Source organism: Micromonospora sp. R311 (assembly GCF_056780015.1).
The window spans coordinates 1-23,671 of the sequence record NZ_JBSWCE010000007.1 but is presented as its reverse complement, the minus strand read 5'-3'; the positions used below and the strand labels follow the sequence as shown (position 1 = coordinate 23,671).

Sequence of the window (23,671 nt, the reverse complement as noted above, 5' to 3'; positions counted from 1 at the left end):
GCAGCAGGAGGCCCGAATGTCGTACCCCGAGATCCGCCCCCGCCGGCTGCGCCGCACCGCGGCGCTCCGGCGGCTGGTCTCCGAGACCCGCGTCGACCCGGCCGAGCTGGTCGTGCCGATGTTCGTCAAGGAGGGGCTGACCGAGCCGCGGGCGATCGCCTCGCTCCCGGGGGTGCTCCAGCACTCCCGGGACTCGCTGCGCAAGGCCGCGGTCGAGGCGGTCCAGGCCGGCGTCGGCGGGATCATGCTCTTCGGCGTGCCCGCGCAGCGGGACCCGGAGGGTTCGGGCGGGATCGACCCGAACGGCATCCTGAACGTGGCCATCCGGGACGTGGTCTCCGAGGTCGGCGACGCCACCGTGGTGATGAGCGACCTCTGCCTGGACGAGTTCACCTCGCACGGGCACTGCGGCCGGCTCACCCAGGACGGCGAGGTGGACAACGACGCCACCCTGGCGGCGTACGCCGAGATGGCGGTGGCCCAGGCCGCCGCCGGGGTCGGTGTGGTCGGGCCGTCCGGGATGATGGACGGCCAGGTCGGGGTGGTCCGCAAGGCCCTCGACACCGCCGGCCACACCGACGTCGCCGTGCTGGCGTACGCGGTGAAGTACGCCTCGGCGTTCTACGGCCCGTTCCGGGACGCGGTGGAGTCGGCGCTGGAGGGGGATCGGCGCACCTACCAGCAGGACCCGGCGAACCTGCGGGAGTCGCTGCGCGAGGTGGCGCTGGACGTCGCCGAGGGCGCCGACATGGTGATGGTCAAGCCGGCGCTGCCGTACCTCGACGTGGTGGCCGCGGTCCGCGCGGCGGTCGACGTCCCGGTCGCCGCCTACCAGGTCTCCGGTGAGTACGCGATGGTCGAGGCGGCCGCCGCGAACGGCTGGATCGACCGGGAGCGGGTGATGCTGGAGACGCTCACCTCGATCCGCCGGGCCGGCGCGCAGATCATCCTCACCTACTGGGCGGTCGAGGCCGCCCAGCTGCTCCGCGACCGCTACTGACGAACCCTCGACCGCTCGGAGCAACCCCGGCCTGGGCGGGCAGGTTAGTGTGCGGGCCCGCTGGCTCTGCTTCAACCTGCGCAACGTCTCGCCACCACGGCCGCCGGCACGTCCCGCAGCGCACCGCAGCCGTGCCCGACGACCTGGCCGCGGCCCCGGTCGGATCCCCGTGGGTAACCCTCCTAGCCCCCTTTGCTCTGCTTCAACCGACGCACAGGATCTGGCAGCGAAACGCTGCGTGGGTTGAAGCAGAGCAAAGGGGCCAGTGCGAGGGTGTCTGTCAGCTGCCGAGGTGACTGTCGGTGAGCGCGGCGTTGGCTGCCCCGGTGCGTTGTCCACAGGTTCGTCCACAGGGGTTGCTCCGCAGTCGGACGGCCGGGGAAGGTTCGGTCATGGCCTCCGCGCTCGACCCGCCCGCCGCCGGGCCAACCGTCGGTCCGTTTCCCATCGCCGGCCTGGTCCGGCGGGCCCGCCGCATGGTCGGGGTCGGCCAGCTCCGGATGGCCCGCTTCGCCAAGGTGGCTCCCTCGACCGTCTCCCGGGTCGAGGCCGGCACGTTGACACCGAGCCTGGTGGTGCTCGAACGGCTGCTCGGGGCTGCCGGCCTCTACCTCGTCGTGGTCGATCAGGACGGCCGGATCATCCAGCCGATGCAGACCTGGGACGACACCCGGGACGGTGCCGGCCGGCGCTACCCGGCCCACCTCGACACGATCATCGAACCCGAACCCGGCGAGTGGTGGGGTGACATCTACGGCCTGGCCCGCCCGCCGGAGACCTTTCACCGTTGCCCGGTGGACCGGGAGGAGCGGCGACGCCGTAGCGAGTGGGAGGTGCGGGTGGCCAAGAACCGCAACGTCCCGCCACCACCGAACCCCCGCTACCACCAGTGACGGCCCGCCCTCCCCACGCGCTACCGGACGGGGACGGTCACCACCTCCACCACCTCGTCCACTGAATGCACGTCGCGCGCGCCCTCCGGAAGGTCGGCCCAGGCGACCCGCACCGTCGTGTCGTCGGCCCAGGCGACCCCCTGGATCGCGATCGCCCGAGGGGCCCGGCGGGACGTGCCGACCGGCTGGTCGGCCCGGAGCACCCCGGTGCTGATCTCGAAGACGGCGATTCGCCGCTCCCGATCGCCGGCCCGGTCGGGGAAGCGCTGGTACGGGATCGCGACGAAACGGCCGCTCGGCGACAGCCGGAGACCGTTCTCGCAGAGACCCTCGACCGTGAGTCGGGCGATCCGCTTCCCGTCGGTCAGCCGGCGCACGTCGGTGCGGCAGCCGTCGTCGGTCCGTTGCTCGGCCAGGTGGCCGGGCCCGAGCACGGTCTGGCTGGCCGCCAGCAGGTCGGCGCCCGCGGTCGACGAACGGAGCAGGAACTCCTCCCGACCGGTGGCCAGGTCGTGCGCCAGGATGCCACCGTCCCGGGCCAGGTAGGCGGACGTCCCGTCGGCGCCGACCAGCTCCACGCCGCCACCGCCGACCCGGACCTCCCGGCTCTGCTCGACGGAGTCGTCGGGGCCCAGCACCACCAGCTTGATCGACAGGCCCTCGACGTCCGGGCCGTCCCGCCGGGGCACCCCCGGCCGCAGATCGGTCAGCTGCAGGCCGACCAGCCGTCCGCCGGCCAGCGCGACGGTCTGCTCCCACCCGTCAGGTACCCGGTGCCGCCGCAGCGTTCCGTCGGGTAGCACCTCGACCGCCACGCCGCCCAGCAGCCGCTGGGCCGGTGCGACCGTGGGCACGACCGGGGCCGCCGGCGGGCTGGTGGCGGGAACCGCCGGGACCGTCGGCGGGGTCGCCGGCGCGGGCGCGGCCCGGGCGTCGGCCAGCATCGGCAGAGCGCCGCCGGTGAGCGCCACCAGAGCCGCGAGTCCGCCAGCCGTGGCGGCCGCCCGCCGACGGCGCCGGGCGCGCCGGCGGCGGTGCACGTTCGCGAGGTCGGCGGCGTGCGGCGGTCAGGTCGAGCACGGCAGCCGTCTCGGCGGTGGAGAGGTCGAGCAGGATCCGGCAGACGATCACGGTGCGCTGCGCGGTGGGCAGCCCGTCCAGGGCCGACCGGGCGGCCAGGGCGGCCGGATCCGGCCCGGCCTGGGACGGGTGCAGTTCGTCGACGGCGGGCGGGCGCTCCCGGCGTACCTTGCGCCACCGGGAGGTGGCCCAGTTCAACCCGACCCGGAACACCCAGCCGGCGGGGTTGTCGAGCCGACGCACGTGTGCCCACCGCGCGTACGCCCGCGCCATCGCCTCGTCGGCCGCCTCGCGAGCCAGCGCGACGTCCCCGGTGGCCAGCGCCAGCGCCCGGTGGACCCGGTCGACGTGCGTTCGGTAGAACCGCTCGAACGGCAGGTCCGGATCGGGATCCGGCCGAGCGGGGACGAGCTCGTCCGGTGGGCGGGCCGGCGGTGCCGCGTTCCTTCCCATGCCAGGTACACGCCCGGCGGTCCGGATCCGTTCCCGTCCGCTGCCCGCCGTCTCCTCCTTGGCCGACCGGCTCACCGCGACCGCCAGCGCGACGGCCGACGGCCCGCCGGCCAGGCGCGAACCTGGCCGACGGGCCGTCGTCTTCCGCTGCCGACGTCAGTCGTCGTCAGCGATGGTGCCGGTGGCGATCGGGTCGGCCAGGCGCAGCCCCGGCACGCCGGCCACCACGAGGGTGAGCTTCTCGTCCGGCTCCGGCCTCCGGTCGCCGCGTACGGTCACCGGGAAGGCCAGCGAGGTCTGCCCGGCGGCCAGCGTGCGGCAGCCGGCGTACGGGTCGTAGTCCTGGCCGGACTGGGCGGTGATGCCGATGGTCGCGGCGCAGACCAGCACCGGCTCGGACAGCGGCCGGGAGACGGTGACGGTGAAGGTGAGCGGGCTGGTGCCCTTGTCGCCCTCGGCCACCGTCGCGTTCCCGACGCTCAGCGAGGCGCGCGAGCGGAACCGGGCCACCTGCGGGTCGTGGTCGCTGGAGCCGCGGGTGCCGTCACCGGCGTGCTCCGCCGGCCAGTCGGCGTTGATGTGCGCGGCCCGCATCTGCACCAGGTCCCCGTGCAACACCTCGTTGACGAAGAGGTGGTCCAGCGTCTGCGCGTGCCCCCCGAAGCTGTACGAGTAGGCGGACGACGGCGCGTCGGCGAGCAGATCCTCCCAGAGGTTGCGCATGCCCGCGTCGTACAGCGGGGCGAGCTGGTCCGACGGGGTCGGCCGCTCGGCCGTGGCGATCGGGTCGTCGGGGCGGGGGAAGACGTTCAGGTCCCCGCCGTAGACCACCCGGGCGTGCGGGTCTGACGCCTCGATCGCGGTGACGATCGCGGCCCCGTACGCGGCCTGCTCCCGGCGCTGGCCGACCCGGCTGTCCGGGCCGGACGAGTAGTGGTTGCTCGCCGCCCAGAGGGTGAACCGCTCGGTCGAACCGGGTGCGGCCGCCACGGTGAACTTGCCGAGCTGCGGTGCGCGGGTGAAGACGTCGTTGCCGTCCCGGCCGGTCGAGGTGTCCACGTCGGCCGGCAGCACCGCGTTGAGCGCCTTCGGGTTCTGCACGTCCGCGTTGCCGGGCAGCCCCGGCGCGCGGTACTGCACGGTGGGCGCGGAGCCCAGCAGCGGGTCGGTCGCGGTGGCCTCGGCCAGCGCCACCCGGTCGGTGCGGTAGAGGAAGGCGGCGGTGATGCCCCGGGCGTCCGCGCCGGTCCGGTCGTAGGCGGCGGCGTAGGCGGGACCGCCGGCCGCCGCGATGGTCAGCGCCAGGTCCTGCAGGGTGTCCGGCGCGCCGTCGGCGTTGTTCTTGCTGCCGCAGCTCAGCTGCCCGCCGGAGACCGCGCAGATGTCCTGGTCCTCGGCCTCCTGGACGAGGATCAGGTCCGGGCTGTGCAGGTCGGTGGTGATCTGGTCGGCCAGCGCGGCCAGCTGGTCGCGGTACTCCTGCTCGCTGCCCGGGACGTAGTCGAACGGCGGGCTCACCCCGGCGCAGCCCGCGTTGCCGGTGAAGTCACAGCCGTCGAACGGGTCGTCCCGGAAGTCGTACAGGTTCTCGACGTTGTAGGTCGCGACGGCGACCTCCTCCGACCGGTTGGCCGGCTGCGGCGGGTGGTTCGTCGACGGGTCGGTGCCCGCCGCGAACTCGGCCCGCTCGACCTGCACGCCGTACTTCTCGAACGAGTAGTAGAGGCCGCCGACGGCGTCGGCGCTCAGCGTGTCGAAGGTGTGCACCGGCGGCAGCAGCGCGCCGCTGTTTCCGGTGCTGCCCTTCACGCCCATGCTGCCGAGCATGATCCGCTGGCCGTTGCCGTCGTCGAAGCGGCGGGTGGGGTCGTTGTCCAGCGGATGCGCGTCGCGGAACACCCGGCGGGCGTACGGGTCGGCGCGGTCCAGCAGCGGGTCGTCCCGGTCGACGACCCACAGCTCGGCGTCGGCCGTGGAGGCGAAGACGTCCCGCCCGCTCACCGCGCCGCTGCCGGCGCGCACCCGCAGCCGGGCGCCCTCGTGCCGCTCCCAGAAGCGGCCCGCCTCGGCCAGGTCGGCCGGCGGCACCGCGTCGGTGACCTCGACGGCGGTGTCCACGTCGACCCCGGAGGCGACCTTGCGGACCAGCGAGGCGCTGGAGAGCTGGGTCATGGTGAAGTACTCGGACACCCGGGCGTGGAGCACCACCTCGTCGCCGACGGTCGGCACGTAGCCGCCGATCAGCGAGGTGAACGAGCCCATGAACACGAAGATTCCGTCGGAGCTGGTCGGGTCGCCGTCGGTGGCGTCGGCCCGGCTCTGCAGGAAGAAGCCGCGCTGGTCCCGCCCGGAGGAGTCCCGGGCCAGGGTCAGCTGGGTGATCACACCGCGGACGTCGTAGAGGGCGCTGCTGGTCCCGTTGCCGCTGGCCGGCGCGTACGGGGACCGGTCGGCCGGCCCGGACTCGCCGTCGGTGGTCGGGCCCTGCACCTCGCCGACCGTGAGCTCCCGGGTGACCTGCACGGAGAGCGTGCAGGTGGCGGTGCCGCCGTCGGCGTCGGTCGCGGTCAGCACGACGGTGTACGCCCCGGCGGCCAGGTCGGCGCTCGCCGCGACCGTGGCCCGGGCGGTGCCGCCGACCGCGTCGGCGGGGGTGAGCGCGGTGCGGCTGATCGCGCCGGCGGTCGGGGTGGGGGTGACCGAGATGACCGCCAGGTCGACGATCCGGTCGTCGGTGTCGGTCGCGGTGACCTCGCGGGTCGCCGCGGTGCCGGCCGGGGTGACCAGCGTCCCGCCGCAGTTCAGCGTGGCCGGCGCGTCGACCGGGCCACCGCCGTCCAGCGAGTGCGTGCCGAGCCCGTCGAAGGTGTCGGTGGCGAAGCCGGCCCACTGGGTGGCCGGATCGAAGGCGTCGGACGGGTCGGTGTCGCCGGCGGTGACGGTGGCCAGCCGGCGCAGGGTGTTGTCCGCGGTGCTGGTCAGGCCGCTGCCCCACTCGGTGCCCGGGTCGACGCCGACCTGGCCGAGCGAGTCGAGCACGGTGCCGGCGCGGCTCAGCACGATCGCGTCGTCGCCGTTGAACAGCCCCACGCTGGTGGTCTGGTCGGCCTGGGCGAGGATCGCCGGCCCGGCGGAGGCGTGGGCGAAGACGAAGACCTCCCCGGCCGCGACGCTGCCGGTCAGCGGCACGTTCGTCGGGGCGGTGGAGCCGTTGAAGTAGAGCTGGAGCTGGTATCCGCCGGCGGCCAGGTCGACGGCGGCACCGGTGCCGTTGTAGAGCTCGATCGCCTTGTTGTTCGACGAGCCTTCGACGTACTCCGAGATGAACAGGTCGGTGGGCGCGGCGCTGGCCGCGCTGGGTGCGACGGCGACGGCCGTGGTGGTGACGGCTGCGGCGGTCGCGAGCGCGGCGATTGTGCGGCGCGGGCGCATAGGGCCTCCACGATGGGTGGGCGTGAACTAACGCACGTTAAGGGGCGGCGCTGTCCAGCGTCCATCCCCCGGTGGACTGTTTCGTGAACTCCGGTCAGCGCGGGGCGTCGAGCCGGTGGACGAGGTCGGCGACGTCGACACTGTATTCGCACCAGTCCCGGTCGGGGCGGTAGCCCAGCTCCGCGTTGACCTTGAGCATCGCCTCGTTGGCCTGCGCGTTCCAGGTCTGCACCTCGGCCAGGTCGGGCTCGGCGGAGCGCAGCTCCAGCAGCATCCGCGCCTTGATCGCCCGGTCGATCCCGTAGCCCCGGTGGTCCTGCACCACGATGGTGTCGTACTGGTCGGCCCGGGTCGGGTGCTGCGCCGGCACCACGACCTCGGTCAGGCCGGCCACCTCGCCGGTCTGCTCGTGCAGGGCGAGCACGATGTACGGCTTCATGCCGCGCCGGTGCAGGCAGTCCAGGCTGTCCCGCAGCCGCTCCGGGTCGTAGGAGCTGGGGCGCAGTTCGCCGTCGTCGACGTCACGCACCTCGGCCTTGGCCCGCGCGTACGCCTCGATCAGGTCGTCCGGCGGCCCGCCGGGGCAGAACTCCAGGTGGTAGCCGGCGCCGACGCCGGTGGCCATCCCGGCCAGGTCGGCCCAGTCCACCGTGGACAGGTCGAGCACGCTGCGGGTCTCGACGTACTCCCGGGTGAAGCCGAGCGCCTCGTAGAAGGCCACCGCCGGGGTGTCGCCGACCACCTCGACCCCGATCGACTGGAAGCCCTCGTGGTAGACCCGGCGGGCGGCCGTCCGGACCAGGTCGCGGCCGAGCCCGGAGCGCCGCTCCGAGGGGTGCACCAGCACCTCCAGCACGCCGATGTCGCCGAGCAGCAGCACCTGGACCTGGCCCAGGATCGCCCCCGGCGCCCCGTTGGCGGCCGGCTCCGCCTGGGCGACCCAGGAGATCCGCCGTTCGCCGGGCATCACCTCGGAGAGGTATTCACGCAGGGAACTCTCCCGCCAAGGCGGATCCTGCGGGAGATCGACCGCGAGGACCGCGTTGAGCGTGTCCAGCAGCGACGCGATCTCGGCGGACGACGCGGTCCTGGGGTCCCACTCGCGCACCATCACCCGTCTAGCTTGCCGCTAACAGCTGCCCGGGGGAAGTGTCCAGTTCTCCAATGTATGCGGACGATCACTTCACGTGCGGCTGGCCTGTCCGTACCGGTTGGCGGTGTCGAAGACGTCCTGGGCGTAACGCCGGACGTCGTTGTACGACAGGATCGCGTTCCACCAGTCGCCCGGGATGGTGAGGTTCCGGCCGCCCTTGCAGAGGTAGTTGCCGGCGGCCAGCGCGGCGTCGTCCAGGTCGTGCGGGTCCTTGCGGCCGTCGTTGTCCGCGTCGGCGCCGATCTCCTGCCAGGTGGTCGGGATGAACTGCATCGGCCCGATCGCCCGGTCGTAGGTGGTGTCCCGGTCCAGCTGGCCGCGGTCGGTGTCGGTGATCCGCATCCGGCCGCCCTGCCCGTCCAGCGGCAGGCCGATGATCTCGGGCAGCGCCCGGCCGTCGGTGCCCAGCCGGGCGTTGTTCGCCTGACCGTGCGCGGACTCGACGAACCCGATCGCGGCCAGCGTGGTCCAGCTCAGGCCGCAGCTGCGGTTCGTCTCGGCGAGCACCAGTTCGGCATAGCCGTAGGCCTGCATGGCGACCGGCGAGATGCCGACCTTCGGGCCGACCTGCTGGGCCCACCCGGCGAGCGCGTCGGCCGGCCGGCCGGTGGCCACCGGGCCGACGGTGGGCCCGGTGGGCAGCGCGCCGCCCGGCGGCAGCGTCCCGGTGGGCAGCGGCGTGCCGGGCAACCCCGGCAGGGCGGGCGGTGGGGTGGCGCTGGCACCGGCGTCGGCGGCGACCGTGCGGGGCGCCCGCACGGCGCCGGGCACCACCAGCGCGCCCGCCGCGGCGGTGCCCAGGACCAGCGCGAGCAGGAACACCCCGGGCAGGGTGAGCCGGCCGCTGGAGCGCCGCGACCAGTCCCGGGTCGCCCGGGCGGCGGTCAGCGCCACCCGGTGCGGCGGCTGCCGTACGGCATGCGCGAACGGCACCCGGCGGCGCCGGGCTCCCGCCGGCTGGTCCGTGGTCTTCGCGTCGCCCCCGGTCGCCGCGGTGTCGGCCTGCTCCGCGGTGGCGTCCGGCGCACCCGCGCCGTCAGCCGGCTTGGCGGGGGCGGTGTCGGCGCTCTCACCCGGCCTGGCGGGGGCGGTGTCCGCGCTGTCACCCGGCCTGGTCGTGGCGGCGGTGTCCGCGCTGTCACCCGGCCTGGTCGTGGCGGCGGCGCTGTCGTCCGGCTTCGTGGCGGCGGTGGCCGGCGCGTCCGCCGTGCCGCTCGACGCGGCGGAGGCGGCACCCGACTCGGCGGCGGGCTGCGCACCGGCGTCGCCGGTCTCCGCCTGGGCCGGCCCGGTCGAGGCGTCCGCCGGCGCGGCGGATCTCAGCCACGGACGGCGCGGGCGGGGTAGCCGGGTCGCCGGCTCGTCGGGCGCCGCGCCCGAGCCGGCGAGCGGCGCGGCCGGCCGCAGGGGCCGAAGGGTCGGTCTGTCCTCGCCGTCCACCACCCGTCGAGTATCACCCATGTCCCGTCCGAAGTCAGGTCCAGTCGTACCCTGATTGCCATGCCCCGCTACGAGTTCCGTTGCCGCGCCTGCGGCGACACCTTCGAGGTCAACCGTCCGATGATCCGGGCCGGTGAGCCGGCCTCCTGCCCGCAGGGGCACGACGACACGGTGAAGCTGCTCTCGACGGTCGCGGTGACCGGCCGCGGCGGCGCCCCGGCGTCCGGTGGCGGGTCCGCGCCCGCCGGTGGCGGTGGCTGCTGTGGCGGTGCCTGCGGCTGCTGACCCCGTCCGCTCGGGCCGTCGCGCTTGCCCGCGTCGAGGTCCGGTGGCACCTTGGGTCGGAACCTGCCCGGCCGTTCTCACGATGCGTGATGGCCCGGTATCAGGCAGCATGAACCCGACGTCACGGGCGGAGGTTCCACGCATGTCGCCACGGATCCACCTCCCGACCGGGTGGGTGACCTTCGTCTTCACCGACATCGAAGGCTCGACCCGGCTGGCCCAGCTGCTCGGGCCGGACTACCGTCCGGTGCTGCGCGAGCACCGCCGCCTGCTGCGCCGGACGATCGCCGCCACCGAGGGCGCGGAGCTGCTGACCGAGGGCGACTCGTTCTTCCTCGCCTTCGGTGACGCGACCGCGGCGCTCACCGCGTGCCTGACCGCGCAACGCGCGCTGGCCGACCACGAGTGGCCCACCGCCGAGGCCGCGCCTCGGGTACGGATGGGGCTGCACACCGGGTGGGCCGAGCCGCGCGACGGCGAGTACGCCAGCCCCGAGGTGCACCGGGCGGCCCGGATCGCCGCCGCCGCGCACGGCGGTCAGGTGCTCTGCTCGGCCGCCACCGCCCGGCACGCCGACCCGCTGCCGACCGGCGCCTCCCTGCTCGACCTCGGCCTGCACCGGCTGCGCGGCTTCGACGACCGGGAGCGGCTGTTCCAACTGGTCGCCCCGGGCCTGGAGCGGCAGTTCCCGCGGCCGCGTACCGCCGACGCGGTGGCGCACAACCTGCCCACCCAGGTCACCTCGTTCGTCGGCCGGCAGGCCGAGCGCGCCGAGCTGCGCCGGCTGGTCGAGGAGCACCGGCTGGTCACCGTGCTGGGCGCGGGCGGGGCGGGCAAGACCCGCCTGGCCGTGGAGCTCGCCACCGACCTGGTGGAGACGTATCCGGACGGGGTCTGGTTCGTCGACATCGCCACGGTCACCGACCCGGGGCTGGTGGCGTTCGCGATCGCCGCCGTGCTCGGGCTGCGCCCCGAGCCCGGCCGCCCGATGGTGGACACCCTGGTCGAGTACGCGGCCGCCCGCCGGATGCTGGTCGTGCTGGACACCTGCGACGCCCAACCCGCCGCCTCGGCCGACGTGATCTCCCGGCTGCTCGCCGGCGGGGTGGGCGTGCGGGTGCTGGCCACCAGCCGGGAGTCGTTCGGCCTGCCCGGCGAGGTGGTCTGGCGGATCCCGCCGCTCTCGGTCGACCCGCCGGCCGACGGCGCGGAGAGCGACGCGGTCGCGCTGCTGCTCGACCGGACCGCGGCGGCCCGGGGCGGCCGGCAGCCGGACCCGGCCGAGTCGGCCGACCTGCGCCGGGTGGTGCGGCGGCTGGACGGGCTGCCGCTCGCCATCGAGCTGGCCGCGGCCCGGTTGCGGGTGCTCTCGGTCGGCCAGCTCGCCGAGCGCCTCGACGACGTGCTCGGCACCCTGGACGCCGGCCGGGACGACCCGGAGCCGCCCCCGGTGGAGCGCGGCTGGATGGGCAACCAGCAGGACACCGTGGACCTGGTCGCGGCGGCGGCGGGCGCCACGCCACCGACCCCGGCCACCCGGGCGGTGCAGCGGTCGGCCAGCGAGCGGCACCTCACCATGCAGGCGACGGTCACCTGGTCGTACCGGACGCTGGGGCCGCGGGCGGCCCGGCTGCTGCGTTGGCTGGCGGTGTTCGCCGGCCCGGTGGACCTGGCCACCGTCGAGTGGCTGCTCGGCGACGACCCGCTCGACCCGCTCTCCGTCCTGGTGGACAAGTCGATGGTGCTGGCCGAGCCGCACGCCGCGGGCAGCACCTACCGGATGCTCGACCCGATCCGGGCGTACGCGGCGCGCCGGCTGGCCGAGGCCGGCGAGGAACAGGACGCGCGGGACCGGCACGTGGCCTGGTCGGCGCACGCGCTGGAGCGGGCCCACCTCGGCCCGGACGGGCGCCCGGTCACCCTCTCCCTCTACGCCCTCGACCCGCTCGCCGGGGAGCTGCGCGCCGCGCTGCGCTGGTGCGCCACCGGCGGCAGCGCCCGGGCGGGCCTGCGGCTGGCCGGTGGGCTCGACCAGTGGTGGCGGGAGCGGGGGCTGGCCCGGGAGGGGCGGCTCTGGCTGTTCCGGCTCTACGGCCGGATCGCGGAGACCGGAGAGCCGATCCCGGAGGACGAGCTGGCGGCGGCGTACCACATGCACTCGCTGCACGCCGGCGCGGACGGTGAGTTTGCCGAGGAGCTGCGCTTCTCGCAGCGGGCCGAGGCGGCGGCCCGGCAGGCCGGCGACGCCGGGCTGCTGGCCCGGGTGCTCGCCGGCCGGGCGGCCCCGCTGGTCGACATGGGACAGTTAGCCGAGGCCGAGCGGGTCTGCCGCGAGGTGATCGAGTGGGCGCATGACCAGGACGTGCTGGGCGACGCGTTGTTCGCCGTGTTCGGGCTGGCCGAGCTGCTCTGGCGGCGGGGCGCGCTGGACGAGGCGGCGGAGCTGCTCGGCGCCGCCCGCCCGGTCGAGGCGGCCCGCCCGGTGGAGCGGGGCCGGCGCTCGGTGGACATGCTGCTCGGCATGGTCGCCCTGGCCCGCGGTGACCTGATCGCCGCGCACGAGCACCTGCTGGTGGCGCTCCGGTCCCGGATGAGCCACGGCTTCCACGGCCGGGCCTGCGACACCCTGAACGGGGTCGCGGTGCGCTGCGCCGCCGGGGGCGATCCGCTGACCGCGGCCCGGCTCTTCGGCGCCGCCCAGGCCACCCGGGCGAGCCTGCGCTCCACCCCGGGCATCTACGGGACGTACTGGGCGGAGCGGCAGGCGCAGCTGCGCCGGGAGTTGGGCGACGCGGCCTTCGACGACGCGTACGGCGAGGGGGCCGAGCTGGGTCTGGAGGAGGCGGCGGCGCTCGCGCTCGGCGTGGAGCACCCCGACCTGGCGGCCGACTCGACCCGGTTCGGCGCCGGCGCGTCGACCCCGGCCCCCCGCCGCCCGGCCACCGACCCCCACCGCCACCCCACCCCCCACACCGAACACGCCTAACCCCCCACCCCCACCCCCAGGCCCCCCCGCGGTGATCATGAAGTTCGCGTCCGGATCCGGCCCGGAAATGACGCGAACCTCATGATCAGCGCAGGGGTTTGAGGGGGCGGGGAGAGGGGGGAGGGGTGGGTCAGGAGCGGGTGGCGGCGCGGCGTTCCGCGTCGGCCTTCATCCGGGCGGCGCGGTCGATGTCGGCCTGCTGGACGGCGGCGACCGAACCGAAGATGCTGACCGCCTGGTAGTAGGTCCAGGCCAGGCTGTAGCAGGCGGGCCGGACGACGGAGCTGTAGGTGGCGCAGACCCGCTTCAGGTCCTCGTAGAAGGCGCTGTCCAGCCGGGACTTGTTGGCCGAGAACTGGCCCATCGCCTTGTAGTTGCGGTAGCCGAAGTCGTGCCGGTAGCAGGAGAGGTTGAAGGTGAAGCCGAGGGGGTTGTCCGGGCTGGACGAGCAGTAGTCGGTGGACCAGTCGAACGCGTAGTCGGCCCAGGCGGCCTTGTTCAGCCGCGCGGCGTTCCAGGCGTTGTAGCTGGTGGCGCTGGTCTGCGTCCAGCTGGACAGGACGGAGAGCTTCTGTTGCGGCGTGACGGCGGCGGCGGGGGTGGCGATCCCGAGCGCGACCAGCAGGCCGAGCGCGCCCGAGGCGAGGAGGGTGGCGAGACGACGGGGCATGGCAACCTCCGCGAGGGTGTGCGGAACCATTTGTTACCGGCGGGTCACCGGGTGTCGATTAGTGTCGATGAACCGCCCGCCCCGGATCTTGTATCGGTGTGAACTATTGGTGACATACGTTGAAACAGACGAATGCCCCGGGCGTCGGTGACGCCCGGGGCATTCGGTCGGTGGATCAGCGCACGACGTGCGGCGGGCTGAGCCGGCTCTCGTTGGCCAGCCGGTCGAGCGCCGTCACGTAGTAGGTGTAGCGCCTGCCCTGCTCGGCGGTGGTGTCCACCCAGGACTGCACCGCGCCCGGGGTGGCCCGGACAGTGTCGACCAGGTGCGTGGCGTCCGCGACGTCGCACCCGCCGGCCAGCGTGGCGCCGTCGAAGCGGTAGATCGCGTACGAGGCGGCCGTGCCGAGCGGGCCCATCCCGTCGGCCGGCTGCCGCCAGCTCAGCCGGACCCCGTCGTCCTGCCGGGCCGACCCGGTGACCACCGGCATGAGCAGCGGCTTGGCCGGCAGGTGCGGCATGGTCGGGACCAGCGCCGGGCGGGAGTAGTGCTCGGCGGCGTAGATGTCGGTCGCGCCCAACCGGTTCGCCCGGACCTGGACCGCCGAGAAGTGCACGTTGCCCAGCACCTCCGGGTGCGACCGGTTCAGCGTCAGGTGGTTGGACAGCTCCTGCGGGTTCATCCAGAACGAGCCGTACACCGGGTCGCCGCTCTTGTAGTCGGCCTGTCCGATGTAGAGCTGCACCCGGGTGCCCTTCACCACGTCCGCCCACCACGGCACCAGCCGGGCGTAGTCGGCGGCCGGGTACTGGCCGATGTACCAGTAGAGCTGCGGCACCACGTAGTCGATCCACTCCTCCTTGACCCACTTGCGGGTGTCGGCCGAGATGATGTCGTACGACTGGCTGCCGGTGGTGTCCGAGCCGAGCGGGTCGGCGGACTTGTTACGCCAGATGCCGAACGGGCTGACGCCGAACTTCACCCACGGCTTCGCCGCCTTGATCTTGGCGTTCATCTCCTGGACCAGCAGGTTGATGTTGTCCCGCCGCCAGTCGGCCTTGTTGGTGAAGCCGCGGTTGTACGCCGCGAACGTCGCGTCGTCGGGCACCTGGTGGGTGCCGCTCGGGTACGGGTAGAAGTAGTCGTCGAAGTGCACACCGTCGATGTCGTACCGCTTGACGGCGTCCATCATCGCGGTCTGCACGAACTCGCGGACCTCGGGGATGCCGGGGTTGTAGTAGAGCCGGCTGCCGGCGACCCCGGCCGGCGGGTACGCGAACGTCCACTCCGGGTGCTGCCGCGCCGGGTGGTTCGGGGCGAGCTGGTTGATGTCCGCGCCGGCGCCGCTCGGGGCCGGCATGGAGACGCGGTACGGGTTGAACCAGGCGTGGAACTCCAGGTTCCGCTTGTGCGACTCCTCCACCAGGAAGGCCATCGGGTCCCAGCCCGGATCCTTGCCGCGCACCCCGGTCAGGTACTCCGACCACGGCTCGTGCGGCGACGGCCAGAACGCGTCGGCGGTCGGCCGGACCTGGACCACGACGGCGTTGTGGTTCAGCCGCTCGGCCAGGTCCAGCCAGGCCAGGTATTCGGCCTTCTGCGTGGCGACCTGGTCCGGCGCCGTCCAGGACGCCTTGCTGGGCCAGTCGATGTTGGTGACGGACGCGATCCACATGGCCCGGAACTGCCGCTTCGGCGTGGCCGGGTCGGTGACGCAGGTGGTGGTGGCGGAGACGTCGGTCGCCGCCTCGTCGGCGGCGTTCGCGGGGGTGACGGCGACGAGCGCGCCGAGCAGTGCCGCGGCCAGCCCGGCGGCTCCGAGCCGAGTTGCCTTCATGCGGTGTGTCCCTTCGTGGGGAATCCCGTGGCAGGTTTCATCGCGGCGGCCCGTCGGCAAGATTCGCCGTCGGCTATCTGCCGCTGGTAGGAAATTTTCACACCAGGCGTGCCGCGCGCAAGTGGTGCGGGACGGAACCGTCCGTCCGTCGGATAGGCGGTGGTCCGGACTCCCGCGTCACGTTCCGGCGGGTGACCGGAAGCACACGACGGGTGGTGGCCGGGTTGGGGTCGCCCGCCGCGATCCGGTCAACCTTCCCTTGATGTACGCGACAGCGCGGCATCCGATCGTGTCGGGTGCCGCGCTGTCGGTGCCCTTGCTGTCTGCTCTGCCTTCGGAAACGTCCCCGGTCAGGGCTTCTTCTGGGGTTCGGCCGTGGGGCCGTCGACCTTGGGTTTGCCGTCGTGCCAAGTGACCTCGTCGAGCCAGAGTTGGCGGCCCGGGTCGACGCTGCCCTCCTGGCCGGGCGGCCAGGCGTGGTAGAGCAGCCAGGTGCGCCCGTCCTTGACCACCATCGAGGCGTGGCCCGGGCCGGAGGCCACCTCGTTGGTCTTCAGGATCGGGTTCTCCGGGGCCTTGACGCAGGGGCCGGTGGGCGACTCGCAGACCGCGTAGCCCTCGGCGTACTCGGCCCGGTCGTAGGCGTTGGCGGCGAAGAAGAGGAACAGCTTCCCGTCCTGGCGGTGGAAGAACGGCCCCTCGATCAGGTTCCCCTCCCACGGCTCGGTCTGCCTGAGCAGCTTCGTCGGCTCGCCGACCAGGCGCAGCCCGTCGTCGGAGAGGCGCTGCGACCAGAGCCAGGTGTCCACCCCGATGGCGTTGCCGTCGTTCTTCCACAGCAGCCACAGGCTGCCGTCGGTGTCCCGGAACGGGCTCGCGTCGATCGCCCCGCCCAGCTCCGCCTGGCAGATCAGCGGCCCGGTCGAGTCGTCCCGGTACGGCCCCTGCGGCGCGCCGGCCACCGCCCGCCCGACGCACTGCCGGCCCGACTCGCGCCCGGCCACCGTGTAGTAGAGCAGGAACCGGTCCGGCGCCAGCTGGATCGCCTCCGGGGCCCAGGTCTTCCCGGCGTCCGCCCAGCCGGGCAGCTCCGGCAGCGCGTCACCGGCCGGGGTCCAGTCGACCAGGTCGGGCGAGGTGAGCACCGGGACGTTCCGGCCGCCGGCGTTGGTGTGGAACAGGTACCAGGTGTCGCCCACCCGGATCGCCTGCGGGTCGGGCGCGTCGGTGCGTACGACCGGGTTGGTGAACATGCTCGGGTCGCTCCCGGTGCTCGTGGGTTTCGGACTTTCGGTGCCGCCGCAGCCGGCGGCGAGCAGCGCGGCGGCGAAGGCCGCCGCCGCGCCGCGCCACCGGGTCGTCCCGGCCGTCATCCCTTCAGGCCGCTGCGCGACACGCCCTGGATGATGTGCCGCTGGGCGAGCACGAAGAGGATCAGCACCGGCACGCTGGCCAGCACCGCACCCGCCATGATCACCGGGTAGTCGGTCACGTAGGCGCCCTGGAGCAGGCCCAGGCCCGGCGGCAGGGTGAGCATCTCCGGGCTGAACAGCACGAAGATCGGCCAGAGGAAGTCGTTCCAGTTGGTCAGGAACGACAGCACCGCCAGGGTGGCCAGCGCCGGCCTGGACAGCGGCAGCACCACCCTGAAGAAGATCTGCCACTGGTTGGCGCCGTCCAGCACCGCGGCCTCCTCCAGCTCCCGGGGCAGGGAGACGAAGAACTGCCGCAGGAAGAACACCCCGAACGCGCTCGCCGCGCCCGGCACGATCACCACGGTGAGGGTGTCGATCCAGTTCAGCGTGTCGACGATCAGGAAGTTCGGGATGATCAGCGAGGTCGGCGGAATGAAGAGCGTCCCGACGATCAGCGCGAACGTCACGCCGCGGCCGCGGAACCGCATCCGGGCCAGGGCGTACGCGGCCATCGAGGCGGTCACCAGCACCAGCAGCGCGTGCAGGGTGGCGGCCAGCATGCTGTTGGCGAACCAGCGCAGCACCGGGTTGGCCGTGTTGTTCAGGATCTGCTCGTAGCCGTACCCGGAGACCGGGTCGGGCAGCCAGCTCGGCGGGATCTGCTGGGCGCCGGCGTAGGTCTTCAGCGAGGTGATGACCATCCAGACCAGCGGGGTCAGGAAGACCAGGGCGAGCGCCACCAGGGTGGCGTAGAGCACGGTCCGGCGCAGCACGGTCCCCGGGGCGCGCGTGGTGCGCGTGGGCGTCGTCATGGCGGTCCCCTCAGTCTTCCCGGTAGCGGAAGAGGCGGAAGTTGGCGATGCTCACCACCGCCAGCATCAGGGCGAACACGATGCTCATCGCGGCGGCCCGACCGGCGTCGTTGTCCCGCAGCCCCTCCTCGACGATGAACCAGACCACCGAGCGGGTCTCGGTGCCCGGCGCGCCCTGGGTGATCAGGAACGACTGGCCGAACACGTTCGCCGAGGCGAGCACGGTCGTGGTGATGACGAAGAGCAGCACCGGACGCAGCCCCGGGAGGGTGACGTGCCGGAACCGTTCCCAGGCGCTCGCGCCGTCCACCTTCGCCGCCTCGTACAGCTCGGCCGGGATGTCCTGCAGGCCGGCCAGGTAGATCACCGCGTTGAAGCCGGAGGTCCACCAGACGGTGACCCCGACCAGCGAGACCCACGCCCACGGCACGTCGGTCACCCAGGGGGTGTCCGACGGCAGGCCGACCGCGCCGAGCAGCCGGTTGACCAGGCCCAGGTTGGCGTCGAGCAGGAACCGCCAGAGCAGGCCGATGACCGCGACGCCCAGCACGTACGGCGCGAAGTAGATCGCCCGGAAGAAGGTCCGGCCCGGGAACGAGCGGTTGAGCAGCAGCGCCAGCCCCAGCGGGACCACCACCAGCAGCGGCACCGAGAAGACGGTGAAGATCGCCGTCGCCCGGACGCTCTGCCACCAGTCGCCGTAGACGGCCGAGTCGCTGGAGAAGAGCTCCTGGTAGTTGTCCAGCCCGACGAAGGGCCGGTTGGGCAGCTGGAAGTCCCACTGGTGCACGCTGAGCCAGAGCCCGAGCAGGATCGGCAGCAGGCCGAAGACCCCGAACAGCACCAGGTACGGGGCGAGGAAGAGGTACGGCGTCAGCCGTCCGGTCCGGCGCGCCGAGGCGCCCCGGCGGGTGGTGCCGGCCGCCGGGGGCGGCGCGTCACCACGCGCCGCCCCGACCTCGATCACGTCCGCCACGGGGCATCAGCTCCCGTACTTCTTGCGGTTGTCCTCGAGCTGCTTGTTCGCCTTGGCCACCCCGTCGTCCATCGCCTGCTTGGGCGACTTCTTGCCCAGGGCGGCCTCATTGAAGGAGTTGTAGAAGGTGGTCATGACCTCGCCCAGGCCCGGCGTCGCCGGCGGGAAGGCCGCGTACTCCAGCTCGGGGGCGAGCGCGTTGACCTCGGTCAGCGCCTTGAACTCGGCGCTGTCCCGAACCGTCTTGCGGGCCGGCACCTGGCCGCCCTTGGCCCAGTCGAGGGAGTGCTGGCTGAGCCAGTTGATGAAGACCTTCGACGCGGAGACCTTGTTGGCGTCGTTGGCCCGCTGCTTGACGATGGTGAAGTTGTGCGAGTTCGCCCAGGCCGCCGGCTTGCTGCCGATCTGCGGCAGGGGCGCGACGCCCCACTGGATCTCCGGGCTCTTCTTCAGGTCGTTGATCTGCCAGATGCCGTTCCAGTTGAAGGCGTTCTTGCCGCTCTTGAACGCCAGGTAGTCGGCGTCCTGGCCGACGTTGGCCGGGGAGTGGCCCTGCTTGATCAGGTCGACCAGCCAGGTGCACGCCTCGACGGCCTGGTCGGAGTTGAAGACCGCCTTGGTGGCCTCGGCGTCGAACACGCTGCCGCCCCACTGGTGGACCAGCGAGTAGAAGGTCATGCCACCGGTGAACTGGAACGGGCTGACCCAGAAGCCCTGCACGCCGGACTTCTTCAGCTCGGTCAGCGCGGCGGTGTACTCGTCCTTCGTCGTCGGCGGCTTGTTCGGGTCCAGACCGGCGGACTGCATGACCGCCTTGTTGTAGTAGAACCCGAGCGGGTGCATGTCCAGCGGGATGCCGTACCGCTTGTTGTTGTAGAGGCCGCCCTGCCAGACGGTGGGGGCGAAGTCGCCCTCGGAGAGCTCCAGGGTCTTGGCCACGTCGTCCAGCTCGGTGATCACGCCGCGAGCGGCGAAGGTGGCGAGCTGGTCCATGTGCATGACCGCGATGTCCGGGCCGTTGCCGCTGGAGGCGGCGCCGGGCAGCTTGTTGTAGTAGTCGTCCCACTGGTAGGTGGCGATCGACACGGCGATGTTCTGGTGCTCGCTGTTGAACTGGTTCACCAGGGTCTTGAAGATGTCGCCGTCACCGCCGGTGAAGCCGTTCCACAGCTTCAGGTCGACCTTCGGCCCGGTGTAGTCCTTGCCACCGTTGCCCGCCGCCGGGCCGGACGCGTCGTCGCCGCCGCCACAGCCGGCCAGGGTCAGCGTGGCCGCGGCGCCGAGCCCGAGCCCGAGGCCGAGCAGCCGCCGCCGGCTCATGTCGTTCTGCATCATGGCTGGTATCTCTCCTTGGGGGACGGATTGAATTGTGCCTGGTCAGGGCCGGTCCGGCGTCAGGCGCCGGCAGGGGCGAAACGCAGCACGTTCCAGGACACGGCGGGCAGGCGCACGGAGCACCGGCCGCCGTCGATGGTGGGGGTGTTCAACTCCCGGGGCGTCACCCGGTCGGGCTCGGCCTCGGTGTTCGTCGCCGACGGGTCATCCCCGGCGGCGAGGCTCACATGGGTCGAAGCGGACAGACCCGGCAGGCCGCGCAGGTCGAGCCGCAGCTCCAGGTCCGTCTCGTCGCGGTTGACCGCGAAGACGGTCAGTTCGCCGGTCTCCTCGTCGTGCACGGCGACGGTGTCCAGCACCGGGACGTCCCCGTACCGCTTGGTGTCGTAGCTGGGGGAGACCGGGTCGGTGCGCAGCACGGTGCCCCGGGCGTACCGGGCGGTCAGCGCGAACGGGTGGAAGATGCTCTGCCGCCAGGCCGGCCCGCCGGTGCGGGTGCGGATCGGGGCGATCACGTTGGCCAGCTGCGCCTGGCAGGCCACGCCCACCCGGTCGGCGTGCCGGAGCAGGGTGATCAGCAGGTCGCCGACCACCACCGCGTCGACCGCGGTGAAGTCGTCCTCGATCAGCGCCGGTGCCTCCACCCAGCCGCGCCGGTCCAGGTCGGCCTTCAGCCGGGACTCGTACCAGACGTTCCACTCGTCGAAGGAGATCTTGAGCTTCCGCTTGTGCCGCTGCTTGGCGGCCACGTGGTCCGCGGTGGCGATCACCTCGCGGATGAAGTTGTCCATGTCCACCGCCGAGGCCAGGATGCTGGCCCGGTCGCCGTCGGACGGATCGTAGTAGGTGTGCGCGGAGATGTAGTCGACGTGCTCGTAGGTGTGCTCCAGGACGGTGGCCTCCCACGCCGCGAAGGTGGGCATCCGCCGGTTGGAGCTGCCGCAGGCGACCAGGCTGATCGACGGGTCGATCATCTTCATCGCGCGGGCGGTCTCGGCGGCCAGCCGGCCGTACTCGTCGGCGGTCTTGTGGCCGACCTGCCACGGGCCGTCCAGCTCGTTGCCGAGGCACCAGAGCCGCACCCCGTACGGCTCCTCGGCGCCGTGCTTGCGGCGCAGGTCGGACAGCTGGGTGCCGCCCGGGTGGTTGGCGTACTCGAGCAGGTCGCAGGCCTCCTGCACGCCCCGGGTGCCGAGGTTGACCGCCATCATCGGCTCGACGCCGGCCTCGGCGGCCCAGCTCATGAACTCGTCCAGGCCGAAGGCGTTGGTCTCGATGGTCTTCCAGGCCAGGTCGAGCCGGCGCGGCCGGTCGCCGACCGGGCCGATCCCGTCCTCCCAGCGGTAGCCGGAGACGAAGTTGCCGCCCGGGTAGCGGACCACCGAGACGCCGAGCTCGCGGGTCAGCTCCAGCACGTCGCCGCGCAGCCCCCGCGCGTCGGCGGTGGGGTGCCCGGGCTCGTAGACCCCGCCGTAGACGCAGCGGCCCATGTGCTCGACGAACGAGCCGAAGAGGCGCCGGTCGGCCGGTCCGATCGCGAAGGCCGGGTCGATGGTGAGCTGCGCGGTCCGCAAGGAGGTGCCACCTTTCCTGTTGCCGGTCCCCGGTGACCGAGGTCATCGGGTATCCATGGTTTGTACAACGTTGTAAGCAACGTTGTAAAGAGGCTGTAATGCGGTCGTGACACGGTAAAGTGCGGTCAGCAACTGGGGGAGGAAGTCAGTGCGGCACAGGCTCAAGGACGTCGCGGAGCGGGCCGGCGTGTCGGTGAAGACCGTCTCGAACGTCGTGAACGGCTACGTGCACGTACGGCCGGACACCCGGGCCCGGGTCGAGGAGGCCATCGCCGAGCTCAACTACCGGCCCAACCTCTCCGCCCGCAACCTGCGCAAGGGGCGCACCGGCGTGATCGCGCTGGCCGTGCCGGAACTGGACATCCCGTACTTCGCCGAACTGGCCCGGCACGTGGTCACCGCCGCCGCCGAGCTGGGCTGGACGGTGCTCATCGACCAGACCGGCGGCGGGCGTGAGCAGGAGCGGGTGGTCGCCTCCGGGATCACCGACCACCTGATCGACGGCCTGATCTTCAGCCCGCTGGCGCTCGCCGCCGAGGATCTCGCCAGCCTCGACGGCACCCCGATGGTGCTGCTCGGCGAGCGGGTGGACCACGGCCCGGCCGACCACGTGGTGATCGACAACGTGGCCGCGGCCCGGGAGATGACCGCGCACCTGATCGGGCTCGGCCGCCGGCGGATCGCCGCCATCGGCTCGCAGCGCACCCCGGAGGGGGCCAGCGCCCGGCTCCGGCTCGCCGGCTACACCGCCGCGCTCGCCGACGCCGGCATCGACTACGACGAGCGCCTGGTGGCGCCCGCGCCGGCCTGGCACCGCGCGGACGGCGCGGCCGCGATGCGCGCCCTGCTGGCCTCCGGCGTACGCCCCGACGCGGTCTTCTGCTTCAACGACACGCTGGCCCTCGGCGCTCTGCGCGCGCTGCACGAGGCCGGCCTGCGGGTGCCGGAGGACGTCGCGGTGGCCGGCTTCGACGACATCGAGGACGGCCGGTTCTCCATCCCCACCCTCAGCACCATCGCCCCGGACAAGGAGCGGATCGCCCGCCTGGCCGTCGAACTGCTGGCCAACCGCCTGGACACCGACCCCACCGCCCCACCAAGAGAACTCTCCGCCCCCTACCACCTGACCCCCCGAGAATCCACCCGCGGCCGCTAACCCCTCCCCCTCTCCCCTCCCCCGGGGCTCTCCCCGTTGATCATGGAGTTAGCGGCGTTTTCGATCTCCGAAAGTGCCGCTAACTCCATGATCAATGCGAATGTCGGCGGGTCAGGCGAAGAAGCGGGAGAGGTGGGTGGGGGGTGGGGGGTCGGCGTCGGGGGGTAGGGGGGTGAGGTCGGCGAAGATGGAGGCGCCGTCGCAGCCGGCGTGCAGGGGGTACCAGCGCGGGGTGCCCGGCGGGCGCTGGAGGCAGATCCCCTTGATCGTCTGTACGTCCAGCAGCCGGACGTGGGTCGGGTCGGCGACCGCGTTCACGTGCCCCCACCACGGGCTCATCACGTGCAGCACGCCGCCCGGCCGGAGCACCCGGTGGCACTCGTCCACCAGCGGCAGAAAGTCGATCAGGTGCTCCAGGATGTGCACCGCGAAGAACACGTCCACCGAGTCGTCGGCCAGCGGCAGCGAGCCGGACAGGTCCGCCACCGCGTCCACCCCGGGCGCCGGGAAGATGTCCAGCCCCAGGTTGCCCGGCCACTGCTTGGTGGCGCCGCAGCCGAGATCCACCACCACCGGGTCGCGCCCGCCGACCCGGACCCGGCACCAGACGCCGAACACCCCGGCCAGCCGGCCGACCAGGTCCCGGACCAGGCGCAGCTGCGCCGGCTCGGCGACCTCGCCGCTCAGGTGGGCCACCCCGCGGTCGAAGCGCACCTCGACCGCGAGGTCCCGCAGCCGGGCGTCGTGCCGGACCTGATCCGCCCACGCCTCGGCGAGAAAGCCGTCGACCGACCGCAGCCGCTCGGCCGAGGGCGGGGTCTGTGCCAACGCGACCATGGGTCACCTCCCGCCGCCCGTTACCCGCATCTACGTCCGGTATGCCTGGCGTTGTGGCGGCTCGTCGAAGCCTCCAACGGAACCCTAGGGCCGCGGAGGCCGGCGGCACGGGCTCCGGGAGCCGGCCGTCCGAGGCCCCGCGGAACCGGCTCCGGAGACCGATCTCTCGGAGGTCGACGGAGCCGGCTGCGGCAGCCGGCCCTCCGGAAGGCGGCCGGGATGCGGTGCTGCTGATGAGGCTGATACCTCAGAGGCATTTTTATGGATCTTGTGACGTGTCTGTGGGTGGTCGGGCGCGTCGTTTATGGGGCACGCCGTTGTCCTGCCTAGGTTCTGG

The 23,671-nt window shown here is 72.9% G+C and carries 17 protein-coding genes; 5 read left to right on the top strand and 12 right to left on the bottom strand.

The annotated features are described in order from the left end of the window. The first annotated feature begins 16 nt into the window (after positions 1-16). Together hemB and AC1WTP_RS07490 are read left to right on the top strand one after the other, a co-directional pair. Positions 17-1,000: a porphobilinogen synthase gene (gene hemB / locus AC1WTP_RS07495; protein ID WP_481648489.1), complete on the top strand. Its 984-nt coding sequence runs from the start codon at positions 17-19 to the stop codon at positions 998-1,000. Between the two features lie 392 nt (positions 1,001-1,392). Beyond that, a complete protein-coding gene (locus AC1WTP_RS07490; protein WP_481648488.1) occupies positions 1,393-1,893 on the top strand; it encodes a helix-turn-helix domain-containing protein in 501 nt (166 codons plus the stop codon). A gap of 20 nt (positions 1,894-1,913) precedes the next feature. Here AC1WTP_RS07490 and AC1WTP_RS07485 read toward each other — a convergent pair whose 3' ends face one another. From AC1WTP_RS07485 to AC1WTP_RS07470, 4 genes are all read right to left on the bottom strand, one after another. After that, positions 1,914-2,864, bottom strand: coding sequence for a hypothetical protein (locus tag AC1WTP_RS07485; protein ID WP_481648487.1), 951 nt, complete (start codon positions 2,862-2,864; stop codon positions 1,914-1,916). Positions 2,865-3,582: 718 nt separating this feature from the next. Further along, complete coding sequence (locus AC1WTP_RS07480; RefSeq protein ID WP_481648486.1) at positions 3,583-6,858, bottom strand: lamin tail domain-containing protein; 3,276 nt, start codon at positions 6,856-6,858, stop codon at positions 3,583-3,585. A 94-nt stretch (positions 6,859-6,952) separates the two neighbouring features. Further along, positions 6,953-7,969 (bottom strand): GNAT family N-acetyltransferase, encoded by a 1,017-nt coding sequence (locus AC1WTP_RS07475; protein WP_481648646.1) that lies wholly within the window; start codon positions 7,967-7,969, stop codon positions 6,953-6,955. A gap of 72 nt (positions 7,970-8,041) precedes the next feature. Continuing rightward, positions 8,042-9,472 carry a lytic transglycosylase domain-containing protein gene (locus tag AC1WTP_RS07470; protein ID WP_481648485.1) on the bottom strand — a complete coding sequence of 477 codons (1,431 nt, stop codon included), beginning with the start codon at positions 9,470-9,472 and terminating at the stop codon, positions 8,042-8,044. 39 nt (positions 9,473-9,511) lie between these two features. Here AC1WTP_RS07470 and AC1WTP_RS07465 point away from each other — a divergent pair, with 39 nt between their 5' ends. Next, on the top strand, positions 9,512-9,736 hold the full coding sequence (locus AC1WTP_RS07465; RefSeq protein WP_481648484.1) for an FmdB family zinc ribbon protein: 225 nt from the start codon (positions 9,512-9,514) through the stop codon (positions 9,734-9,736). Positions 9,737-9,878: 142 nt separating this feature from the next. Then, on the top strand, positions 9,879-12,722 hold the full coding sequence (locus AC1WTP_RS07460) for an ATP-binding protein (RefSeq protein WP_481648483.1): 2,844 nt from the start codon (positions 9,879-9,881) through the stop codon (positions 12,720-12,722). 130 nt (positions 12,723-12,852) lie between these two features. Here the strand turns inward: AC1WTP_RS07460 and AC1WTP_RS07455 are convergent, their stop codons facing one another. The 7 genes from AC1WTP_RS07455 to arfA form a co-directional block, all read right to left on the bottom strand. Beyond that, a complete protein-coding gene (locus AC1WTP_RS07455; RefSeq protein WP_481648482.1) occupies positions 12,853-13,392 on the bottom strand; it encodes a phospholipase in 540 nt (179 codons plus the stop codon). A gap of 175 nt (positions 13,393-13,567) precedes the next feature. Next, complete coding sequence (locus tag AC1WTP_RS07450) at positions 13,568-15,229, bottom strand: glycoside hydrolase family 10-like protein (protein WP_481648481.1); 1,662 nt, start codon at positions 15,227-15,229, stop codon at positions 13,568-13,570. Positions 15,230-15,579: 350 nt separating this feature from the next. Beyond that, positions 15,580-16,602 carry a glycoside hydrolase family 43 protein gene (locus AC1WTP_RS07445; protein ID WP_481648480.1) on the bottom strand — a complete coding sequence of 341 codons (1,023 nt, stop codon included), beginning with the start codon at positions 16,600-16,602 and terminating at the stop codon, positions 15,580-15,582. Continuing rightward, a complete protein-coding gene (locus AC1WTP_RS07440; RefSeq protein WP_481648479.1) occupies positions 16,599-17,456 on the bottom strand; it encodes a carbohydrate ABC transporter permease in 858 nt (285 codons plus the stop codon). The genes AC1WTP_RS07445 and AC1WTP_RS07440 overlap by 4 nt, the downstream gene beginning before the upstream one ends. A gap of 10 nt (positions 17,457-17,466) precedes the next feature. Further along, a complete protein-coding gene (locus tag AC1WTP_RS07435; RefSeq protein WP_481648478.1) occupies positions 17,467-18,432 on the bottom strand; it encodes a carbohydrate ABC transporter permease in 966 nt (321 codons plus the stop codon). 6 nt (positions 18,433-18,438) lie between these two features. Next, the gene (locus tag AC1WTP_RS07430) at positions 18,439-19,767 is read right to left on the bottom strand and encodes an ABC transporter substrate-binding protein (RefSeq protein ID WP_481648477.1); all 1,329 of its coding nucleotides are present in this window, start codon (positions 19,765-19,767) and stop codon (positions 18,439-18,441) included. A 59-nt stretch (positions 19,768-19,826) separates the two neighbouring features. Then, positions 19,827-21,341 carry an arabinosylfuranosidase ArfA gene (arfA, locus tag AC1WTP_RS07425; protein WP_481648476.1) on the bottom strand — a complete coding sequence of 505 codons (1,515 nt, stop codon included), beginning with the start codon at positions 21,339-21,341 and terminating at the stop codon, positions 19,827-19,829. A gap of 148 nt (positions 21,342-21,489) precedes the next feature. On the opposite strand from arfA, the gene AC1WTP_RS07420 reads away from it, so the two are divergent. Further along, entirely contained in the window at positions 21,490-22,497 is a 1,008-nt protein-coding gene (locus AC1WTP_RS07420) for a LacI family DNA-binding transcriptional regulator (protein WP_481648475.1), read from the top strand. 111 nt (positions 22,498-22,608) lie between these two features. On the opposite strand, the gene AC1WTP_RS07415 is transcribed toward AC1WTP_RS07420, so the two are convergent. After that, positions 22,609-23,334: a methyltransferase domain-containing protein gene (locus AC1WTP_RS07415; protein WP_481648474.1), complete on the bottom strand. Its 726-nt coding sequence runs from the start codon at positions 23,332-23,334 to the stop codon at positions 22,609-22,611. Positions 23,335-23,671 lie beyond the last annotated feature (337 nt).

Coding starts and splice junctions, on each gene's coding strand:
- AC1WTP_RS07445 (WP_481648480.1), bottom strand. CDS start 16,602: ATGACGGCCGGGACGACCCGGTGGCGCGGCGCGGCGGCGGCCTTCGCC.
- AC1WTP_RS07460 (WP_481648483.1), top strand. CDS start 9,879: ATGTCGCCACGGATCCACCTCCCGACCGGGTGGGTGACCTTCGTCTTC.
- AC1WTP_RS07490 (WP_481648488.1), top strand. CDS start 1,393: ATGGCCTCCGCGCTCGACCCGCCCGCCGCCGGGCCAACCGTCGGTCCG.
- AC1WTP_RS07430 (WP_481648477.1), bottom strand. CDS start 19,767: ATGATGCAGAACGACATGAGCCGGCGGCGGCTGCTCGGCCTCGGGCTC.
- AC1WTP_RS07480 (WP_481648486.1), bottom strand. CDS start 6,858: ATGCGCCCGCGCCGCACAATCGCCGCGCTCGCGACCGCCGCAGCCGTC.
- AC1WTP_RS07450 (WP_481648481.1), bottom strand. CDS start 15,229: ATGAAGGCAACTCGGCTCGGAGCCGCCGGGCTGGCCGCGGCACTGCTC.
- AC1WTP_RS07465 (WP_481648484.1), top strand. CDS start 9,512: ATGCCCCGCTACGAGTTCCGTTGCCGCGCCTGCGGCGACACCTTCGAG.
- AC1WTP_RS07470 (WP_481648485.1), bottom strand. CDS start 9,472: ATGGGTGATACTCGACGGGTGGTGGACGGCGAGGACAGACCGACCCTT.
- AC1WTP_RS07415 (WP_481648474.1), bottom strand. CDS start 23,334: ATGGTCGCGTTGGCACAGACCCCGCCCTCGGCCGAGCGGCTGCGGTCG.
- hemB (WP_481648489.1), top strand. CDS start 17: ATGTCGTACCCCGAGATCCGCCCCCGCCGGCTGCGCCGCACCGCGGCG.
- AC1WTP_RS07440 (WP_481648479.1), bottom strand. CDS start 17,456: ATGACGACGCCCACGCGCACCACGCGCGCCCCGGGGACCGTGCTGCGC.
- AC1WTP_RS07455 (WP_481648482.1), bottom strand. CDS start 13,392: ATGCCCCGTCGTCTCGCCACCCTCCTCGCCTCGGGCGCGCTCGGCCTG.
- AC1WTP_RS07475 (WP_481648646.1), bottom strand. CDS start 7,969: ATGGTGCGCGAGTGGGACCCCAGGACCGCGTCGTCCGCCGAGATCGCG.